This is a genomic window from Mucilaginibacter sp. P2_A5 (assembly GCF_056404995.1).
Map to the genome: position 1 here is coordinate 45,820 of NZ_JBFUCY010000041.1, position 18,070 is coordinate 63,889.

The 18,070-nt window shown below is 44.5% G+C and carries 16 protein-coding genes; 7 read left to right on the forward strand and 9 right to left on the reverse strand.

Annotated features, from left to right (window positions below; translation table 11 throughout):
* The first annotated feature begins 279 nt into the window (after window positions 1–279).
* Window positions 280–750 (forward strand): hypothetical protein, encoded by a 471-nt coding sequence (locus AC1DXF_RS26460; RefSeq protein ID WP_477451699.1) that lies wholly within the window; start codon window positions 280–282, stop codon window positions 748–750.
* A gap of 703 nt (window positions 751–1,453) precedes the next feature.
* Here the strand turns inward: AC1DXF_RS26460 and AC1DXF_RS26465 are convergent.
* From AC1DXF_RS26465 to AC1DXF_RS26485, 5 genes are all read right to left on the reverse strand, one after another.
* On the reverse strand, window positions 1,454–1,513 hold the full coding sequence (locus AC1DXF_RS26465) for a hypothetical protein (protein WP_477451713.1): 60 nt from the start codon (window positions 1,511–1,513) through the stop codon (window positions 1,454–1,456).
* A gap of 125 nt (window positions 1,514–1,638) precedes the next feature.
* A complete protein-coding gene (locus tag AC1DXF_RS26470) occupies window positions 1,639–2,520 on the reverse strand; it encodes a leucine-rich repeat domain-containing protein (RefSeq protein ID WP_477451700.1) in 882 nt (293 codons plus the stop codon).
* A gap of 104 nt (window positions 2,521–2,624) precedes the next feature.
* Complete coding sequence (locus AC1DXF_RS26475) at window positions 2,625–3,971, reverse strand: sigma-54-dependent transcriptional regulator (RefSeq protein WP_477451701.1); 1,347 nt, start codon at window positions 3,969–3,971, stop codon at window positions 2,625–2,627.
* Between the two features lie 198 nt (window positions 3,972–4,169).
* Entirely contained in the window at window positions 4,170–4,370 is a 201-nt protein-coding gene (locus AC1DXF_RS26480; RefSeq protein ID WP_147053295.1) for a YqaE/Pmp3 family membrane protein, read from the reverse strand.
* Window positions 4,371–4,430: 60 nt separating this feature from the next.
* Window positions 4,431–4,970 (reverse strand): acyl-CoA thioesterase, encoded by a 540-nt coding sequence (locus AC1DXF_RS26485; protein ID WP_477451702.1) that lies wholly within the window; start codon window positions 4,968–4,970, stop codon window positions 4,431–4,433.
* A 384-nt stretch (window positions 4,971–5,354) separates the two neighbouring features.
* Here AC1DXF_RS26485 and AC1DXF_RS26490 point away from each other — a divergent pair, with 384 nt between their 5' ends.
* The 4 genes from AC1DXF_RS26490 to AC1DXF_RS26505 all read left to right on the forward strand — a co-directional run bounded on the left by AC1DXF_RS26490 (window position 5,355) and on the right by AC1DXF_RS26505 (window position 8,386).
* Window positions 5,355–6,254, forward strand: coding sequence for a LysR substrate-binding domain-containing protein (locus tag AC1DXF_RS26490; protein WP_477451703.1), 900 nt, complete (start codon window positions 5,355–5,357; stop codon window positions 6,252–6,254).
* A gap of 72 nt (window positions 6,255–6,326) precedes the next feature.
* On the forward strand, window positions 6,327–7,379 hold the full coding sequence (locus tag AC1DXF_RS26495; RefSeq protein WP_477451704.1) for an NAD(P)/FAD-dependent oxidoreductase: 1,053 nt from the start codon (window positions 6,327–6,329) through the stop codon (window positions 7,377–7,379).
* A 2-nt stretch (window positions 7,380–7,381) separates the two neighbouring features.
* A complete protein-coding gene (locus tag AC1DXF_RS26500) occupies window positions 7,382–7,690 on the forward strand; it encodes a 2Fe-2S iron-sulfur cluster-binding protein (RefSeq protein ID WP_477451705.1) in 309 nt (102 codons plus the stop codon).
* 72 nt (window positions 7,691–7,762) lie between these two features.
* Complete coding sequence (locus AC1DXF_RS26505; RefSeq protein WP_477451706.1) at window positions 7,763–8,386, forward strand: hypothetical protein; 624 nt, start codon at window positions 7,763–7,765, stop codon at window positions 8,384–8,386.
* Between the two features lie 16 nt (window positions 8,387–8,402).
* Here AC1DXF_RS26505 and AC1DXF_RS26510 read toward each other — a convergent pair whose 3' ends face one another.
* From AC1DXF_RS26510 to AC1DXF_RS26520, 3 genes are all read right to left on the reverse strand, one after another.
* The gene (locus AC1DXF_RS26510; protein ID WP_477451707.1) at window positions 8,403–11,081 is read right to left on the reverse strand and encodes a T9SS type B sorting domain-containing protein; all 2,679 of its coding nucleotides are present in this window, start codon (window positions 11,079–11,081) and stop codon (window positions 8,403–8,405) included.
* A 98-nt stretch (window positions 11,082–11,179) separates the two neighbouring features.
* Window positions 11,180–12,394, reverse strand: a complete 1,215-nt coding sequence (locus AC1DXF_RS26515) for an MFS transporter (RefSeq protein WP_477451708.1) — start codon at window positions 12,392–12,394, stop codon at window positions 11,180–11,182.
* 408 nt (window positions 12,395–12,802) lie between these two features.
* Window positions 12,803–15,232 carry a TonB-dependent receptor domain-containing protein gene (locus tag AC1DXF_RS26520; protein WP_477451709.1) on the reverse strand — a complete coding sequence of 810 codons (2,430 nt, stop codon included), beginning with the start codon at window positions 15,230–15,232 and terminating at the stop codon, window positions 12,803–12,805.
* Between the two features lie 175 nt (window positions 15,233–15,407).
* Between AC1DXF_RS26520 and AC1DXF_RS26525 the strand changes: the two genes are divergently transcribed.
* A complete protein-coding gene (locus AC1DXF_RS26525) occupies window positions 15,408–16,547 on the forward strand; it encodes a carboxypeptidase-like regulatory domain-containing protein (RefSeq protein WP_477451710.1) in 1,140 nt (379 codons plus the stop codon).
* Window positions 16,548–16,595: 48 nt separating this feature from the next.
* Window positions 16,596–17,054: a DUF6438 domain-containing protein gene (locus tag AC1DXF_RS26530; RefSeq protein ID WP_477451711.1), complete on the forward strand. Its 459-nt coding sequence runs from the start codon at window positions 16,596–16,598 to the stop codon at window positions 17,052–17,054.
* Between the two features lie 35 nt (window positions 17,055–17,089).
* Here AC1DXF_RS26530 and AC1DXF_RS26535 read toward each other — a convergent pair whose 3' ends face one another.
* A complete protein-coding gene (locus tag AC1DXF_RS26535) occupies window positions 17,090–17,662 on the reverse strand; it encodes a GNAT family N-acetyltransferase (protein WP_477451712.1) in 573 nt (190 codons plus the stop codon).
* Window positions 17,663–18,070 lie beyond the last annotated feature (408 nt).

Consider the following 18,070-nt stretch of genomic DNA (forward strand, 5'->3'; position numbering starts at 1 on the left):
AGTTGGTAATCGTCTTGTCCATCAAACCACATGTTAGCACAAGTATGGTTAAGCATCCGTTGAATATGCAGTTTCTCAACAGCCGAAAGATTATCAATTCGGTTTTTGTATGTAGAGACGCAAAATTTTGCGTCTCCCGCATGCAAATCCGCTTGCCTGGTGGTAGGCGCAAAATATTGCGTCTCTACAAGAATTTCCGTTGCAGTTATATCATTACAATTCACCTAAGTTTTTTATCCCAATTGTATCAATGCCAAATATTTATGCGTAATGGTTAGTATGAAAACAAAACTTACCCTTATCAGAATCCTGGGCCTTTTGGCCGTTGTTTTAGCATTTACTTTTTCGGCCTGTGAAAAGGATAATACAAGCGGCCCCCTTAATATCACCGGAAAATGGGCGTACCAGCAATTCCAGGGAATTCAACAATATGAATTTAAAAATGATAACCAGGTTCAGTTCGATGTTATAGCTACTGATTCGGTTACCAAAAAAATAATAGGTTATCGCTTTAGAAGCGTTGGGAAATATAGCATCAAAAATGATTCATTAATCATGTTTGACCTGGTAAATTACTCAAACTCAAAAAATAGCTTCGGCCCACAAACCGAACTTACACCCGTTGATGGCTCCAAAAAACTTGCATGTGGCCTATCGCTCAACGGGCCTAAAAATAAACTTTTACTTTACTTTACCTGCCCGTTTAATGCCAGTTGTGCTCCTTCGCCTATGGTTTTTGATAAGCAGTAGGGAAAATAGTAAGCTAAGGCTTTATTGTTTGGCTGAAAGCAGACTCCCGCGAGGTTAGCGCAGCGTAACCCGTGGGTAATACAGGTTGAAGCCTTTGGCTTCACAGTTCAGCTGAAAGCTGAAACCGGTTTAGCCACGGGTTAAAACCCCGCGGCAGCGAAACGTAGAGCTATCAATATTTATGTATATCATTGATCTTAGAGGCTCTCGGCTTCCCTTCCCGTCAGCAGAACAGCTTCGGGTGAAAGCGGGCAAAACAATGCGGGGCCGTGCGGCTACAGGGCATAGGGAGTTTTTGCGGCAGGGGCAATGTGGGTGAGGGCAAAATAATCCCAGCCCAGGTTTTGACCGTTTTGCAGCGCAGAGGCCTTGCGCGCAAAGAAGCATTTCTGCTGACAGCCTTTTTGGTTACTTTTGTGGCGACAAAAGTAACAGCCCTCCCGCGGCAATTGAGCGGGCCGATGTGGTAGCCTCTACAAAGTAATTTCGTTACCCAAACAACCGTAAAGCATAATTCGGAGATTGCTTCGTACCTTATAATGACATGTTGAAAAACGGAAGTCATCCCGAACTTGTTTCGGGACCCCACGGGACAGGTGACCCGCATGAAGTACACTTAGCATGTGGGGTGCCGAAACAAGTTCGGCATGACATTGGGGGTTAAGTCGTTGTTATTTGACCTCGTAACGACATATGATATCCCTCACTCCAACCCATACTCCTTCAGCTTCCCATACAGCGTAGCTACCCCAATATTCAACAAATTGGCAGCCTCCGCACGGTTGCCGCGGGTATGATTAAGTTACATGTTGGATATGGGATTTCTATACCGATGAAAGATCAAAAGCGCTCCCCGTCTTTATCTGATCTGTTGAAGCCGTCCCCTCGCTAATCCTTCCCGATATCCTTATTCTTCAAAACATGATGCCTCTTCTCGGCAAAGAAAAACCGTTTAATATTTGGATAATTGAGGTAATAGGTATTGTCGCTTTCTTCAATTTTTGTTGAGCCCACAAATAGCTCTTCTAATTTGGACAAGCCATCAAGTATTGGTCGTAATTCCTGAATGGGTTGGAAATTAAACAACTCCAATCGTTTTAAATTGGGGAAGATCTTTACAAAGTCGAGGTTAACTTTTCGGCAGGTGTTAATTTCCAGTTCTTCCACATTTTTAAATACAACACCATTGTATTCAATTTCGAGGTTGGTATTGTAGGCCAGGGTTAAAGAGCGCAGATGGCCCAAATTTTCTATGCCATCAATATTTACGATATTGCTTTGAACAACCTTTAGTTTCTCGAGTTTGTTAAATACAGAAAACTCGGACAGCGTTTTATCTGCTGGTTTAAATTTCCAGATACTGATATCCTGTAGACTTGTACAGCCGAAAAAGTTCTGTGTCCGTGGGTTCCAGTAAAACTCGATTACGGCTAATTTTTTAAAGTAAGAAAAATCAAGGTCAGCATGATCAAAAAATCTTGCGGAGAGGTCGACAAGGTTAACCTGTGTGTAAAGGCCGGAATGATCTACACCCATTCCCCCGCCCGTCAAAAGGATTCGTTCGAGGTTTAAGCCATTCAAAAAATCAAGATGATCGGTAGTTAAGCTAAACTCATCAATGTGATAGGATATTGGATGGATAAGTACGGTAACGTTTTCATGCTGTGATAAAAACCTTTTTAAATTAGGTATGGTGTCAATAACAAGGGTTACAATGGTTAACGGGCCGTTATACACCACATGCAGACCGTCGATAATTTTCTTCTCCATTGTACCTATTCCTTTTTTATCGCCCTACATGAGTGAGCATAGATTACCTTATGGTAGCGATCTAATTAAATCCCAAATCGAAATTCCCAAATCCGAAATCAAAATCACTCCAACCCATACTCCTTCAACTTCCTATACAAAGTAGCTACCCCGATATTCAACAAATTAGCCGCCTCGGCACGGTTGCCGTGCGTATGGTTAAGCACCCGTTGGATATGGAGCTTCTCTACCGACGAAAGATCGAAAGCGGAAATAGGTGCGCCTGATTTTACCTGTTGCTGCTGAATTTCGTAAGGTAGCAGGCTCTCGTCCAGAATATTGTTATCGGTGAGTATTACGGCGCGTTCAATTACGTTTTTAAACTCCCGGATGTTGCCGGGCCAGTTGTAGGCTTCCAGTTTGCTTACAAACTCGTCGCTCAATACATTAATCTGCTTTTTAACTTTCAGCGCAAAGTATTGCATAAAGTATTCGGCTAAAAGTTTGATGTCTTTTTTACGCTCGCGCAACGGGGGCAAGGTGATCTGGAAAACGGATAAACGGTAAAACAAATCCGACCGGAAATGGCCATCGTTAATTTCCGTTTGCAGGTTGCGGTTGGTGGCCGCCAGTATGCGTACATTCACCTGGGTAGGTTTGGTATCGCCAATTTTTAAAAACTGCTGCGATTCCAGTACGCGGAGCAGTTTGGCTTGCAGGTCGTGGTCAAGCTCGCCTATCTCGTCTAAAAATATGGTACCGCCTGTAGCTTCTTCAAACAAGCCTTTTTTATCCTTAACTGCACCGGTAAACGAGCCCGCCTTGTGGCCAAACAACTCGCTCTCAAGTAATTCTTTGGTAAAGGCGCTGCAATTTACAGCCACAAACGATTTAGCATTACGGTTACTGGCCTGGTGAATGGCCTCGGCAAAAATCTCTTTGCCGGTACCGGTTTCGCCCAGTAGTAAAACAGTGGTATCGGTTAAGGCCACTTTTTGGGCCAGCTTAATAACATCGCTAATGGCGGTAGATCTGCCAATCAGCCTGTCGAATCCAAATTTATCGTTCAGTTTACTTTGCAGTTCCAGTACCTTTTGCTGCAACAGGGCCTTATCCATGGCCTTACTTACCAGCGGGATTATCTTTTCGTTATCGTCGCCCTTGGTAATATAATCAAAAGCGCCTGCCTTAATGGCCTTTACGCCATCGTTGATGGTGCCATAAGCGGTAAGTACAATAACCTCGGTAGATGGGTATGCTTTTTTGATGGTATCGGTAAGCGTAATGCCATCAGTATCGGGCAGCTTAACATCGCTCAAAACAACCTGGATATTCTCCTGCTGTAATTTACGCAGCCCCTCTTTGGCCGTACCTGCTGTAATTACCTCATGCCCTTCCAGTTGCAGAATGCGGGCCATCAGGTTACGCAGGCGTTCCTCGTCGTCAATAATTAATAGCTTACCTTTTTGCATCAGGGCAAAGATGGTAAATTTTGGTGAATGGTTGATTAGGTTGGATTAAGTTGATTGAGTTGGACTGGATTGATTGAGTTAATTGAGTTGGTTACTTATTGTGGTGCTCAATTAACTCAAAATCCAATTCAATCAACCACTTAACTCAATCAACCACTTAACCTAATCAACCCAATCAACCACTCACCTAATCAACAACTACCACCCACTCCTCCTCACAGCCCTCACCAATCGCCTGTGCCTGCGGGCATCATAATAATCGCTGGTAACCAGTATGGAATGAATTACGCCGGGGATCCAGAAAAACAGGGTTAAAAATATATTGAGTATAAATGCGCCAATGCGGCCGGTTGTTAAAATGGCCAGCGGAGGGAATAAAAAGCAAAGAAAGTATCTCATGGCTGTTAGTTTTTAAGCTGATACCGTTTTGACTAAGCCAGGCCGCAATTGTTACGAAAATTAATCTTTCAGGTTCAGGGGCAACTGCTCACCAAAAAAGAGGGCTTTCAGTTCGGTCGCGTCATTGGCAAGCATTTTGCCGCCCAGTATTAACCGCAGCTGGCGGCGGCGGAGCGCGCCTTCAAACAACGCTATTTCCTCGTCTGTTTCGGGCAATGATACCGGCACCTGGGTTTTTCGCCCGTCGTTATCTAAAGCTACAAAGGTATAATAGGCCTCGTTGCTTTTTACCTTGGTACCCGAAGGGATATTTTGCGCCCAAACATCCATCCTCACTTCAACCGAAGTGGTAAACGCCCGGGTTACCCTGGCTTCAATACTAATTACATCGCCCAGTTTTACCGGCGCCTGGAACGATACATTATCTACCGAGGCGGTAACCACTATACGGTTACAATGCTTTTGAGCCGATATGGCGGCGGCAATATCCATCCAGTGCAGCAGGCGCCCACCCATCAGGTTGTTTAATGTATTGGTATCATTGGGCAATACCAGTTCATTCATGATGGTATATGATTCTTTGGGCGATTTTCCTGTCATGGTGCAAATATAGGGAGAAGAGCCAAGAGTTAAGCAATCAAGAGTTAAGACAAAGGCAGTTAGCGGGTAAATTGATTGTTTTGCTGGCATTTATTGATGTCGTTTTCCGAAGGATTTTTATTCCCTCCCCACGGGAGGGGTGCGGCTGGCAATGTGCGCAAAGGCAGGGAGGGGTTTCGCCGTGCGACAGGTTACAAAGCGGCTTGAGCGCCTGATTTAACCCCTACCTCCTCCTTCCCCAAGGAAGGAATCGCACGTACCCCCCGCTTTTTAACATTTTAAAATCCCCAACAACGGCAAGTGTACCAAGGGTGTACCAGGGTGTTTCACCCTGCACCGTACACACAGTTTTACAGTTAAAATTAAACCCCTACCTTTAACCCGATGATCTTCGATTTTCGGTTAAAGGTATTTTATACGGTTGCGCAGCGGCTTAGCTTTACCAGGGCGGCCAATGAGCTGTTTATTACCCAGCCGGCCGTTACCAAGCACATTAAGGAGCTGGAACAACAGCTTAATGTGCAGCTATTTAAGCGCAACGGCAACAACATTGCCCTCACCACAGCCGGCAAAGTACTGGTGCATTATGCCGATAAGATTTTTCAAACCTACAGCGCCCTTGAAACCGAACTGGCGCAGCTGAACAACATCGAAGCCGGTACCTTGCACATTGGGGCCAGTACTACAGTAGCGCAAACCATTTTACCCAAGATCCTGGCGCTATTTAAGAAAACCTACCCCGAGATCACCTTCAACTTTATACAGGCCAACACCGACCAGGTTTCGCAAATGATTATGGACGAAAAGCTGGATATTGCCATCATCGAAGGTTCATCCCACTCGCCCCAGCTGGCCTATTCGCCATTTGCCAAGGACGAGATAGTGCTGGTGACCAGGGCAAACAATAAGTTATCAAAAAAGGCCGAGATCACCCCAAAACAATTATTGGAGATCCCCCTTGTTTTGCGCGAGGCCGGATCGGGCACCCTGGATGTGATCTACGATGCGCTGGCAAATGTGCAGATCAGCCCTAAAGATCTGAATATCGAGATTCAGCTGGAGAGCAGCATCGCCATAAAACAGTACCTTTTATACTCAGATACTGCTACTTTCCTGTCTATCCAATCGGTAGTGAGCGAGCTAAAATATAACGAGCTGAACGTTATCGACATCAAAGGGCTCGAGATTTTCCGCACCTTCCAGTTCATCCAGCTGCATGGGAAAAACAGCAAACTGATTGAACTTTTTAAACGTTTTTGCCTGGCCAATTATAACTTAAAGTAATCATGTATTACTTTATATCATTTGTGGGGCAATTTTTTTGAAGACATCTTTGTGTACCAAAAAAATACAGTTATGGACACAAAAAATCCAACTTTTGTCGAGAAAAATCTAACAAATAATGATATTTATACAGATATCTGTATCATCGGCGCGGGGCCGGTTGGATTGTTTGCCGTTTTTGAGGCGGGGCTGTTAAAAATGCGCTGCCACCTGATTGATGTACTGCCACAGGTTGGCGGTCAGCTATCCGAAATTTACCCTCACAAACCCATTTACGATATCCCCGGCTGCCCCGAAGTTACCGCCCAGGAATTGGTGGACAGGCTGATGGAGCAGATAGCACCCTTCCACCCTACATTCAGCCTGGGAGAACGGGTTGAAACCCTTAACCGGCATGAAGATGGATCATACACCATCCAAACCAATGATAACACTACCGTTCACTGCCAGGTAGTGGTAATTGCCGGTGGACTTGGCTGCTTTGAGCCCCGGAAGCCCGAGATTGACCGCCTCATCGATTTTGAAGGCAAGGGCGTGGCCTACATGGTAAAAAATCCCGAACTGTTCCGCGACCGGAAAGTAGTTTTGGCCGGCGGCGGCGATTCTGCCCTGGATTGGGCCATATTTTTAGCCAACGTAGCCGAACGCGTTACCCTGGTTCACCGCGGCGATACCTTCCGGGGCGTACCCGACTCTACCGAAAAGGTTTTTGAACTGGCCCGCGAAGGCAAAATTGACCTCATCCTGAAATCAAACGTAGTCGCCCTGACCGGCGAAGGCCATTTGCAGGAAGTAACCCTGCTCGACAGGAACAACCAGGTAAGCCACATTGCCGCCGATCACCTGATTCCGCTGTTTGGCCTTAGCCCAAAGCTTGGCCCGATTGCTAACTGGGGCTTAAACATCAGCTTCTCGGCCATTGAGGTGAACACCAGGGATTACAGCACCAACGTGGAGCGGATTTACGCAATTGGCGATATCAATACCTATCCGGGCAAGCTAAAGCTGATCCTTTGTGGTTTCCACGAAGCCGCGCTGATGGCCCAAAGCGCTTTTAAGTACGTTTATCCCCAACAAAAACTGAGTTTTAAATACACCACCGTTTACGGCGTAACCGAATTTTAGCCATGATCAACTTAATTATTGAAGACCGCAACGGCGACCGCCAGCCCGTAGAAATCCCCGAAGGCATCAACCTGAGCCTGATGGAAGTTTTAAAAGCATCCGAATACGATGTACTGGCCACCTGCGGCGGCATGGCCCTTTGCGCCACCTGCCACATACAGGTCCTGGAAGGCCCCGAACAATATTTTCATGCCACAGATAACGAACTTGATATGCTGGATACCCTGCCCAACGCCGATGAACATAGTCGCCTGGCCTGCCAGATGCGGGTTACGGAGGAGATGGATGGGTTGGTGGTGAGATTGATGTAGTAGCAAGTAGTTAGTATCAAGTAGCAAGACGGAAAAATTCTTGCGTTATACATTCTAATACAAACCTTATCTATGGATATAATCAAGGTGATCCAGGAAACCGCGACCTGGATAGAAAAAGTTAATAATGACTTTAATGCCAACCTGTTCCGTTCAGAGGAATTATCGCCGCATTACTTTTATCCTGAAAATTCGGATAGTGAAAAGGCTGCTGTTATTGACAAGATTATTTCAACACGATCAACCTTGTTAGTTGAATCTGGAGTGGAGTTGATTCCTGTTTCTAAGTTGCATCACTATGGCCGGATTATGATATTCGACCCGGATTCAACAGTTGTTGATGGTGCGCCTGAAGCCGAAAGTGCAGGTTATGTAGATGTTGGCGATGCCCCGCCATGGGATACCTGGATGGCACTTGGATGGCAATTGAGCATGATACAGTTTTATGATTATGGCCACGATATCGGTCCTGGCTTTTTAATAGCCTGGGTGCCCAAATCACATTACTTTTATGCCAATGGTGCGCTGGAAGTTGCTTGTATGGATAACTTCGCATGGCCATCGAACGAGTTTATAAGTAGCAGATACGATTCCATAAAGGAATTGTTTAGCAAGCCCGTGATTATAGAGCCGGATTCGGAGCCTTTTTGCTCTGATAAAACAAGCAGAATACTTTGTCTCCCCCGGGAGACATAACTCAATGAGTTAGCCATTAGCGAATAATAGTCACCCATCCGCTTATTATCGCCTGACCATTTTTACGGTCAATTATATAATAAAAAGTTCCCGGCGGCAATACCTTGCCTTTATATTTACCGTCCCAGGGAATATCGTATCCTACAGATGAGAATATCTTTTGCCCCCAGCGGTCAAATATATTGACGGTCAATCCGGGGTAATACTCCATATTTTTGATCTCCCAGGTATCGTTTCTGCCATCGCCATTAGGTGTAAATACATTAGGAATGAGCAGCATGGACAAATAAGGCACCACTGTTAAGGTTCCCGGATTATATTTAAAAGTATAGTCGGACGAAGCAGCATTATCAACAATGATTGGATACTCACCGGGTGCCGACGAGCTCACTGCCGGAGTTGTTACCTGGGGTTGTACCGCAAGTTTTGCGGGATCATCGTTGTTCACAAAACCGCTATAATTAACAGTTAGTACAGGATTTAAAGCACCAAATGGCCTGGTTTTATCATCTGCAGTAATTATTAACAATGCTGGCGTCACCGCACCCACAGGCATTACAATGTTTTCGTTGGCCGCATTGTTCGCACTTATTATAACGTTGCCGGTATAATTGCCTACCGATGTGGATGATGCTAATCTGATATAAATCCGGGCCGGAGAAATATTCCCTACGCCGGTAACCGTAACTAAATTATTAAAAACCGCCCCATCGGCACTAACTTCAAAACCTTTGGGTGGCGTTACCAAAATTCCGGAAATAATATTTGTGCCCGATACTGTAAAACTTTCCACCGGCGAAGCTGTTCCGTAAATCGTTGTTAATGGAGTTAGCAACCCACCTACGGTTACAGCTGGAATTTGCATAGGATTTACTGTAATAGTAAACTTAACAGGCGTACCATTACAATTTGTGCCGTTTAGAGGCACCACTGTGATTGTTGCAGTAACGGGGCTGTTGGTATTATTGATTGCAGCAAACGAAGGAATATCTCCTGTACCACTGGCAGCAAGCCCGATACCCGGAGCATCATTAGTCCAACTAAAGGTTGTTGCCGTACCTGTAAAATTAATCGATGTGGTTATTGCTCCATTTGCCAGACTTTGGGGTGCTACTGTATTTACAGTTGGAACAGCATTTATGATACCTGACACCTCGACTTCCTGGTTGGCTGCACCGGCTGAACTCAATGTAACATGCCCGGTAATATTGCCAATACCGGCAGCCGCGGCAGACCGTACATATATGATGGTGCTGGTCAAACTGCCTGCCGACTGATTAAGCGTTACACTGCTGCCATAGCCACTTGCCAAAGCAAGCGATAATTCAAATCCCGTTGGGGCAGCAGCGGTAACGCCGGTATTTAAGTTATTTCCGGATACAGAAAATTGTTGTATATCCGGGCTGGCAGATGGCGTACCCGCGCAAGCCGAGATACTCCCGGATGCTTTAAGGTTGGCAGTAATTATTGGCTGAGGAGGGGTTACCGTAATTGTAAAGGTAACAGGCGAACTGTTGCAACCTACCCCCGCTGAAATAAAGCTACCGAGCGAACCTGGATATGAACCTACAGGTACAGTTGTTACAGTTAGGTTATTTGTGGCATTGATTACCGACACATTATTTGAATCCTTATTTACAACATATACAAAGTTACCATCGGGGCTAACAGAAATTCCGAAAGGATTTGTCCCAACCGCAATAGTTGACATGACAGTATTAGTTACGCCATTGATTACAGAAACGTTATTGGAATTGGAATTTGCTACATATATCCGGCTGCCATCAGGACTTATTGATATTCCATAAGGACTTGAACCTACCGGGATTGTTGCAATTACAGTATTTGTTTCAGTGTTTATCACAGATACCTCATCCGACCCTTGATTACATACATATAATTTATTACCATCCGGGCTTAATTTCACCTGATCAGGATGTGTGCCCACTGTTATATTTTGAGCAACAGTATTTGTTGTAGTGTTGATTACGGCGATGCTATTATTAAATATGTTGGTTGCATACAGCCAGGTTCCGTTCGGGCTTAAAGCGATACCAAATACGCTGTCATGAAATTCAAGATACGATATTTCATTAAAATTGGCCGTGTTGACCACCGTAACACTACCGTTAGAAGACGACCCCACACATCCAATATATAATTTGCTTCCGTCGGGACTTACAGCCAGGCCATAACAAGGTTCATCTACAATTTGAATTGTCCATATAACCGTATCGGTAGCTGCATCAATTACCGAAATACTACTTACAAAGCCAAGGCCACTATTTGCCACATATATTCGGCTTCCATCAGGGCTAATCGCTACATAAACAGGCCCATAACCAACTGAAATCGTATTAACAACTGTATTATCTGCTGTATTTATTACAGAAACTGTCCCATCAATTAAATTTGTAATATAAGCCAACCCATTTGACGCCGGTATAACCGTTATGGTTGCTGTAACAGCGCTATTCCCGGTATTTATTGCTGTAAAAGAAGGAATATTACCGTTACCGTTTGCAGGAAGTCCGATAGATGGATTGCTGTTTACCCAATGATACGAACAGCCAGTGCCAATAAAATTTTCGGCTTTTGTTACGCCTCCGTTGGGCACTGTTTGATTTGACTGTGCATAAGGCTTAGATAATACAAATGCTAAAAAAAATATAGTGAACGATAATTTTTTAATCATTAAGGCTTTGGCACACGTTTAATCAATACATCTCAAATTTATAAAAATTTAGTTAAGCGTAATAAATGTATTTTCACGGGCATATAATACCTGTAGCCCTAATTCATTCCTCTAAAGGGCAACGTCAAACTTCTTCTACAATAAAGCCACACCGCCATCCCCAGCCCTATCATTACCATAGCCATACTGAACGGGAAAATATACATGAGTCCAAACTGGCTCGCAACAAAACCAACCAGCGGACCGGTTAACCCTAACGACATATCGATAAACAAGCTGTAGCCACTAAGCGCGGCACCTTTGTTGGATGCGGGAACCAGTTTAACTGCCTCGACACCGAGGGCCGGGAATACCAGCGAAAAACCAAGCCCGGTAATCCCCGCACCTATTACAGCCAGGTATGGTACTGGAGCCAGCCACAGCACCATCAAACCAACTACCTCTACCGAAAGACAAACGAGGCTGGTTTTCATGCCGCCATATTTGTTAATGGCTTTTGAAAACACCAAGCGCCCCAAAATAAACATACCGCTAAATGCCGATAGGCACAATACCGCGCCCTGCCATTTAAGGGCCATGTAATACAGTGTTATAAAGGTTGATATGGTGCCAAACCCCAGGCCGCCAAGCCCCATAGCAATACCGTATGGCGATACTTTTTTTAATACCTGCAAAAAGCCCTGGCGGGGTGCTTTGCTACTGCCTCGCAGCGCCGTTTTATTTTTGGCATATAAAAAACCGCCAAAGGCAAGTACCGCAATCAGCAAACTTATAGCGCCTAAACCCAAGCTATTGCTGATGATAACCCCAAGTGGTGCGCCAACGGCAATACCTCCGTAACTGGCAATACCGTTATATGATATCGCTTTAGCAGTGTGATCGTCGCTGGTGGCAAATAAGGCCCAGTTAATGGGGCTCGATCCTACAAAGCCTTCGCCTATGCCGGTTACAAGCCGGGTAATTATCAGCATACCCAGGCTTATCAGCGGGGTATCGCGCAGCAACCAGGCAAAAAGCAGCATTACGCCGCTTGCTGTAAAAGCAGCCATGCCCATGGTAACCGCAGGCTTTGGGCCCCGCTTATCTACCATATTACCGGCAAACATGCGGCATAAAAAGGTAGTGATATACTGCAGGCTGATTACGATGCCCGCTACCACAGCGCTAAACCCCAGTTTTTGATGGATAAATACCGGCAGCACAGCCAGGGATAACCCGATGGATACATAAGCGATAAACGTAAATGCTACAAAGCCGATTATGGTTAAGCTAACCTTTGATGATGTAGTATCTGCGCTAATTTCTGCCTCCATGCGTATTTGATATTGTTAACGGCGCAAATTTAAGGATATGAGGGCCATCAGGCTAATTTAGCTGGTGTGTTTTTTACACTTTACATTGATATAACATTTCCTGTTATCAAATTAACGTTCAGTCTCCGCCAGACAAGCGGATTTGCAAGATTTGATTTGCACGCGGGAGACGCAAAATTTTGCGTCTCTATGTGAAAAAATCAACATTGATAATCAACGCATTACACCTCATTATAAGTTATTGATTACCAATATTGATGATCGTCATTGCGAGGTACGAAGCAATCCCCTACATGCAAAGTCCCACATAGTTCGGGATTGCTTCGTACCTCGCAATGACGATAGTTTTTTTATCTTCAAACACCTTCTTAGAACTTAAGACTTCGACTGGATACTTGCCGCTACGCGTTAAAACTTAATACTCAAGCTTAATGTGCCCCGTGTAGGATTTTGCGGCGCCAGGCGGAACGACCAGTATTTTTCGTTGGTCAGGTTGTCCAGCTTAAAGCCTACGCGATATTTAGGCTTATCGTAAAATACGGTGGCATCAATGGTGGTATATGACGGGATAATAAATTTAAATGTTTGTGTATTGGTTTGGTACGATTGACTGCCGTAGTTGCCGCCCACCCCGGCGCCCAGGCCTTGCAGCCCGCCGCTTACAATACGATAGCTCATCCACAGGTTTGCCAAACGTGCCGGGCCGGCATTGGCCGGGCGTAAACCCTGCAAACCTGTGCCCGCAGCGGCGTTTGTTATTTTGCTATCATTATAGGCAAAGCCTGCAACAATATTAAAGCCTTTAAACGGATTGGCAATTAACTCCGCTTCGATACCCTTGCTTAACTGTGTGCCTGCCTGGGTCGAAAAACCGGCATGCGCAGGGTCGTCCATGGTGGTATTAGTTACCGAAATATCGTAATAGCTTACGGTCGAGCTGATTTTATGATCCCATGCATCAACTTTTATCCCGCCCTCCCACTGGTTGGCATATTGTGGCTTAAATGGGGTATTATCAAAACTGGTTGCACTTACATTGTTAAACCCATTCATATAATTGCCAAATAACGATACCTGCCCTTTAACCAGTTCGTAAACCATACCCAATTTTGGCGACCAGGCCGTTTGCTTAAAATTGCCGGTTCTTTTGCCATCGGCAGGGGTATAAGCGCCTTTGTTATCAAACCTGTCAATACGGATACTGGCCATGGCGTTTAGCCTGTCGGTAATGTTAAACACATCAGATACGTAGGCCGCATATGAGCTTTGGTTATTCTGAACATAATCGCTGGCTTTAGGCGTAGCTGCCGCAACCAGTGCCGAAAGTTTATCGGCAGTAAAATTATTGTAGGCCGCCCCCGGGTCAAGGTAGCTTATAGCGGGCATGGTTACGGTAACATTGGCATTATTGCTTTTTTGGTTATAATATTCCACCCCGGCCACAATACGGTTACGGAACTGGCCGATCTTGAAATCGCCTATAAAATTTTGCTGAACGTTGGTTATGTAGTACGGGTAATCTTCTTTGGTAGCCTGCTGTTTAATCTTTTTTACACTATCAACCAGGGTTAACAGGGTAACAAAACCCTTGGTGCTCGAGTAGGTTTTGTTAAACATGGTCTGCGATTTCCAATTATCCGATATCTTGTATTTTATCAGCCCGTAAACGTCAATTTGCCTGCTCAGGTAGTCAACACTGTTATTGGCGAAGGACCGCTTATAGTCAATCCCCAGGTCTTTAACATTATAGATCTTTCCCTTGGTATCGGGCGCCAGGCGGTAGGCCGATGTAGCATTTGAATTGCCTATTTCTAAATTTAGATCAACCGATAAACGATCGTTTACGATATAGGTAATGCTGGGGGCCACAAAAAAGCTGCGGTTAAAACCGGCATCCTGAAAGCTGTGCTCATTATGCAAAGCGGTGTTAATCCTAAACAATACGGTTTTATCTGCATTTAAGGGCAGGTTTACATCGGCGGTAAGTCTGTTAAGGTCAAAGCTACCGGTTTGGTAGGTAATTTCGGTACGGGCGATTTCAAAGGGTTGTTTGGTAACCCGATTAAACAAACCGCCAAACGATGCCAGGCTGCTGTTAAACAAGGTTCCGGTGGGGCCTTTAATGGCCTCTATCTTTTCAATATCTGCCGGATCGATACTGTTAAAGTTATAGCCGGCAACACTGTTACGGATAAAATTGCCGGTTACAAAACCGCGCGACAGCAAGGTTGTACGGCCGTTGTTATATACCAGCGGAACGCCGGTACCCGGAATGTTTTTAAATCCATCTGCATAGCTGGTTACTACCTGCTCTTTCATCAGTTCGCTGGTAACTACGCTGTAAACCTGGGGGTTCTCGAGGTTTTTGAGGGGCAGGCGGGCAACATCTTCGGTTTCTTTTTTCAAAAACTTGTTGTGCTTGGCGCTTTTAACATAAACCTCCTGCAATTGCTTGCCGCCTTCGCTCAAAACAAAGTTTATAGTGGTCGTTTCGCCGGCAGTAACCGTTACCTCCCGGGTTTGGGTTTGCAGGCCCATGAAACTGGCTACTAATGTGTAGTTGCCTGGCTTAATATTTTTAATCATGTAATGACCGCTTTGCGTGGTTACCACGCCCTGGTTGGTTTCGGTAATGGTAATATTTACATATTCCGCGGCTTTACCGTCGGCTGTTTTTACTGTTCCTTTTACCGCTCCGTTTGGTGCAACCTGCGCAGATGCCTGGCAGGCAATTATAAGCAGCGCAAATAAGCAGACGAATCTTATACCATTGAAGACTTCTAATAAAACGGGGCGGAATTTGATGGATGTTGAGGGGCAAGTAGCGGTAAAATGCATAGTTTTACTTAAATAATAAATTTTAACAGATTTGTTATTTGCCCGGTATGAAGTTTGGCGACCAAGTGCCGGGCTATTTTTTGTGCAAAGTTATTTTTATTTAGATTAATTACAAATAAGAAGAGAAACTAATTAGCTTATTCAATGTATCGTGGTTATTTTAGTAAATTCCACTATGAAAATTTTGCCCCTGTTAAGGGAATTTAAATACCTGCTGGTCTTCACATTTTTAGCTGTCGGCAGCCATTTAAATGCCCAGGAAACCTACACCATAAAAGGCACCGTGCGCGATGATACCGGCCCTTTGCCGGGGGCAACCGTTTTCCTTACGGGTACCAAAGCCATTACAGCCTGCGATAATGATGGCACATTTCACCTCGATCATGTTTCGCCGGGCCAGTATGTTTTGGTGGCCAAAATGATTGGGTTCGAGGCGCTTTCGATGCCTGTTGTTGTTAAGAATCACGCGGTACAGCTGGGCCTGGTTTTAAAAACCAATACCAATAAACTGAAAGAGGTTACCATTACTGCCGATAATAATTGGGAAGGGCATTACCGCGAGTTTAAAAAATGGTTCCTGGGCACCACACCAAATGCCGGCGATTGCGACATTTTAAATCCCAAAGTATTGTTTTTTCACTACGACAAGCAAAGCCTGACGCTCGCGGCAAGCGCCGACGAGTTTTTGATAGTACAAAACAAAGCATTGGGCTATCGCATTAAATACCTGCTCACAAACTTTGAGCATGATAACATCAATAACATCGTAAAATACCAGGGCTACCCCTCGTTTGAAGATTTGGTTGCCAAAACCGAAAAGGAAGCCTCTCGGTGGAAAAAGAACCGCCAAACGGCTTACAATGGCTCCATCATCAATTTTATGAAGGCTATTTATAATGACAAAGTTTATGAATCGGGCTTCGAGATTTATAAACTGCTCCATAAACCTCCAATCGGCACAAAATATAACAATGAAAACCGCATGATCTTTGATGACCGCCAGGTGATGACCGATTCGCTGCTGACCCCTGATGCCGATAATCTGAAATTTTTTACCTTCAAAGATGCCCTGTTTGTGCTTTACACCAAAGAACGTAACCCCGCGGGGTTTGAAAACAGCGGATTTAAAATTGAAAGGCCCGCGCGGGCAAAATTCCCTAACGGACAAATGTCGATGGTGAACCTGTTGGAAAGCAGTATAACTATTGATGCCCAGGGAAATTATAGTCCAACCAACGGTCTGTTATTCGAGGGCTTCATGGGCTGGGAGCAAATTGCCGATTTGACGCCGCTTGAATTTGGGAAAGAAGAGTGAGGGTTGTGGCAGAAAGAAACATTAAGACTAATCCTTAAAAATTGAGAAATGTGGCATTTAAGATTTCAACAACGATACTATGTTTTAGTTATATTATTCTTTTGTGCCATAACATTCGGTTGCAGGCAAAAAATACTTACGGCAAATTCCGTTGTTAAGATCAAAGCGGACTTAAGTAATTTCGGGGTGGAATCAGATAGTTATCCATCGATCAATTGCCTGATAAATCTGGCAAATAATTCAAGTAGTTGTAAAAAAGTCTACGATAACCCTAAGTACAAAGATTCTACTTATTCGTTAAGTTCTAACGAAATGCAGCAGATATCAACCATTCTCCGGCATGCTGATTTGAAGGGGCTCAAAAAGAAGCATACTGTTGACGTTTCGGACCAACCTACATCAACAATAACATTTTATACTAAAACGGACAAAATTGTAATTGAAGATTATGGACTACAAGGGGAATATCCTTTGCAGGATTTTTACAAAATAATTTACAAGTTCTAATTTCCAGCGAAGTTTTAACTCGTTGGAGAGATGGTTTAAGCCTCTGGCTTAACTTCAAAACAGCGTTGCATATGCTCGTACACCTCCCCCACAAAGAGCCTTTCATCCACAATTTTAAAACCCATGCCGGTGTACATAGCTTTTGCTCCCGGGTTGCTTTTGCTAACCAGCAGGCCGGTGATGAAATATCCTTTATCAGCTGCGTCTTCAATAAGCGCTCTAATGAGCTTTTTGCCTATCCCCTTTCCCTGGTGCAGGGGCAACACGCTCAGGCAATCGATATAATATTCGCCGGCCTGGGTTTCGTCTTCCAGCGGTTGTTCAAAGCCATAAGTTTCTTTAATGTGCTGTAAAAACGGTGTTCTCAACTTATCCAGTTGGGCGCCGTCATAACCGGTGATCATGCCGCAAATACCGTTTTCATCTTCATAAACCAACGCATTTTCGTAGCTGTACTGGTTGCCGGTCTGGCGGGCAAATAACTCAAATAAAGGGGCCGCATCGCCGGAATGCTTCGCATTTACAAATTTGGCCGCCAGGTTACCCATGGCCAGGATAATAAGCTTACCGAGCAAGCCTGCATCGGAAGGTAACGCCTGACGTATCATATAGTGGTTTGATAATAAAACAGTAAGCCGGCCACCCAGGACCTCTATTTTTTTCGTCCCTCAGGGTCTCTCCAAAGGAGGACCCTGAGGGACAATGCAGATCGAATTTGCATAGTTTAATACTTAGCAAGCGCCTCAGGGTCCCTTTTCAAGGAGACCCTGAGGGGACAGAAAATTGCMAATCTTATAGCTTATGTCAAATAAATTGATAACTGTTCATTATATAAAATGCAGAAATATAATGAATGTTATTTGCAATAACTTCTGATAAATCAGCCCCACACCACGGTCAAAAATTTATAGTTCTTTGCGCAATGGAAAAGCTTTTGTCTTTTTGATCTCTATAATCAAGGTTTCTTGATTGTATAAAAAACCTATAGGTATCCTGATATTCAACCGAAATAATAG

Excerpts from the sequence above, each read along its gene's own strand:
- AC1DXF_RS26490 (WP_477451703.1), top strand. The coding sequence starts at position 5,355 with ATGATCTTCGATTTTCGGTTAAAGGTATTTTATACGGTTGCGCAGCGG.
- AC1DXF_RS26495 (WP_477451704.1), top strand. The coding sequence starts at position 6,327 with ATGGACACAAAAAATCCAACTTTTGTCGAGAAAAATCTAACAAATAAT.
- AC1DXF_RS26475 (WP_477451701.1), bottom strand. The coding sequence starts at position 3,971 with ATGCAAAAAGGTAAGCTATTAATTATTGACGACGAGGAACGCCTGCGT.
- AC1DXF_RS26470 (WP_477451700.1), bottom strand. The coding sequence starts at position 2,520 with ATGGAGAAGAAAATTATCGACGGTCTGCATGTGGTGTATAACGGCCCG.
- AC1DXF_RS26520 (WP_477451709.1), bottom strand. The coding sequence starts at position 15,232 with ATGCATTTTACCGCTACTTGCCCCTCAACATCCATCAAATTCCGCCCC.
- AC1DXF_RS26515 (WP_477451708.1), bottom strand. The coding sequence starts at position 12,394 with ATGGAGGCAGAAATTAGCGCAGATACTACATCATCAAAGGTTAGCTTA.
- AC1DXF_RS26530 (WP_477451711.1), top strand. The coding sequence starts at position 16,596 with ATGTGGCATTTAAGATTTCAACAACGATACTATGTTTTAGTTATATTA.
- AC1DXF_RS26500 (WP_477451705.1), top strand. The coding sequence starts at position 7,382 with ATGATCAACTTAATTATTGAAGACCGCAACGGCGACCGCCAGCCCGTA.
- AC1DXF_RS26480 (WP_147053295.1), bottom strand. The coding sequence starts at position 4,370 with ATGAGATACTTTCTTTGCTTTTTATTCCCTCCGCTGGCCATTTTAACA.
- AC1DXF_RS26485 (WP_477451702.1), bottom strand. The coding sequence starts at position 4,970 with ATGACAGGAAAATCGCCCAAAGAATCATATACCATCATGAATGAACTG.
- AC1DXF_RS26535 (WP_477451712.1), bottom strand. The coding sequence starts at position 17,662 with ATGATACGTCAGGCGTTACCTTCCGATGCAGGCTTGCTCGGTAAGCTT.
- AC1DXF_RS26510 (WP_477451707.1), bottom strand. The coding sequence starts at position 11,081 with ATGATTAAAAAATTATCGTTCACTATATTTTTTTTAGCATTTGTATTA.
- AC1DXF_RS26525 (WP_477451710.1), top strand. The coding sequence starts at position 15,408 with ATGAAAATTTTGCCCCTGTTAAGGGAATTTAAATACCTGCTGGTCTTC.
- AC1DXF_RS26460 (WP_477451699.1), top strand. The coding sequence starts at position 280 with ATGAAAACAAAACTTACCCTTATCAGAATCCTGGGCCTTTTGGCCGTT.
- AC1DXF_RS26505 (WP_477451706.1), top strand. The coding sequence starts at position 7,763 with ATGGATATAATCAAGGTGATCCAGGAAACCGCGACCTGGATAGAAAAA.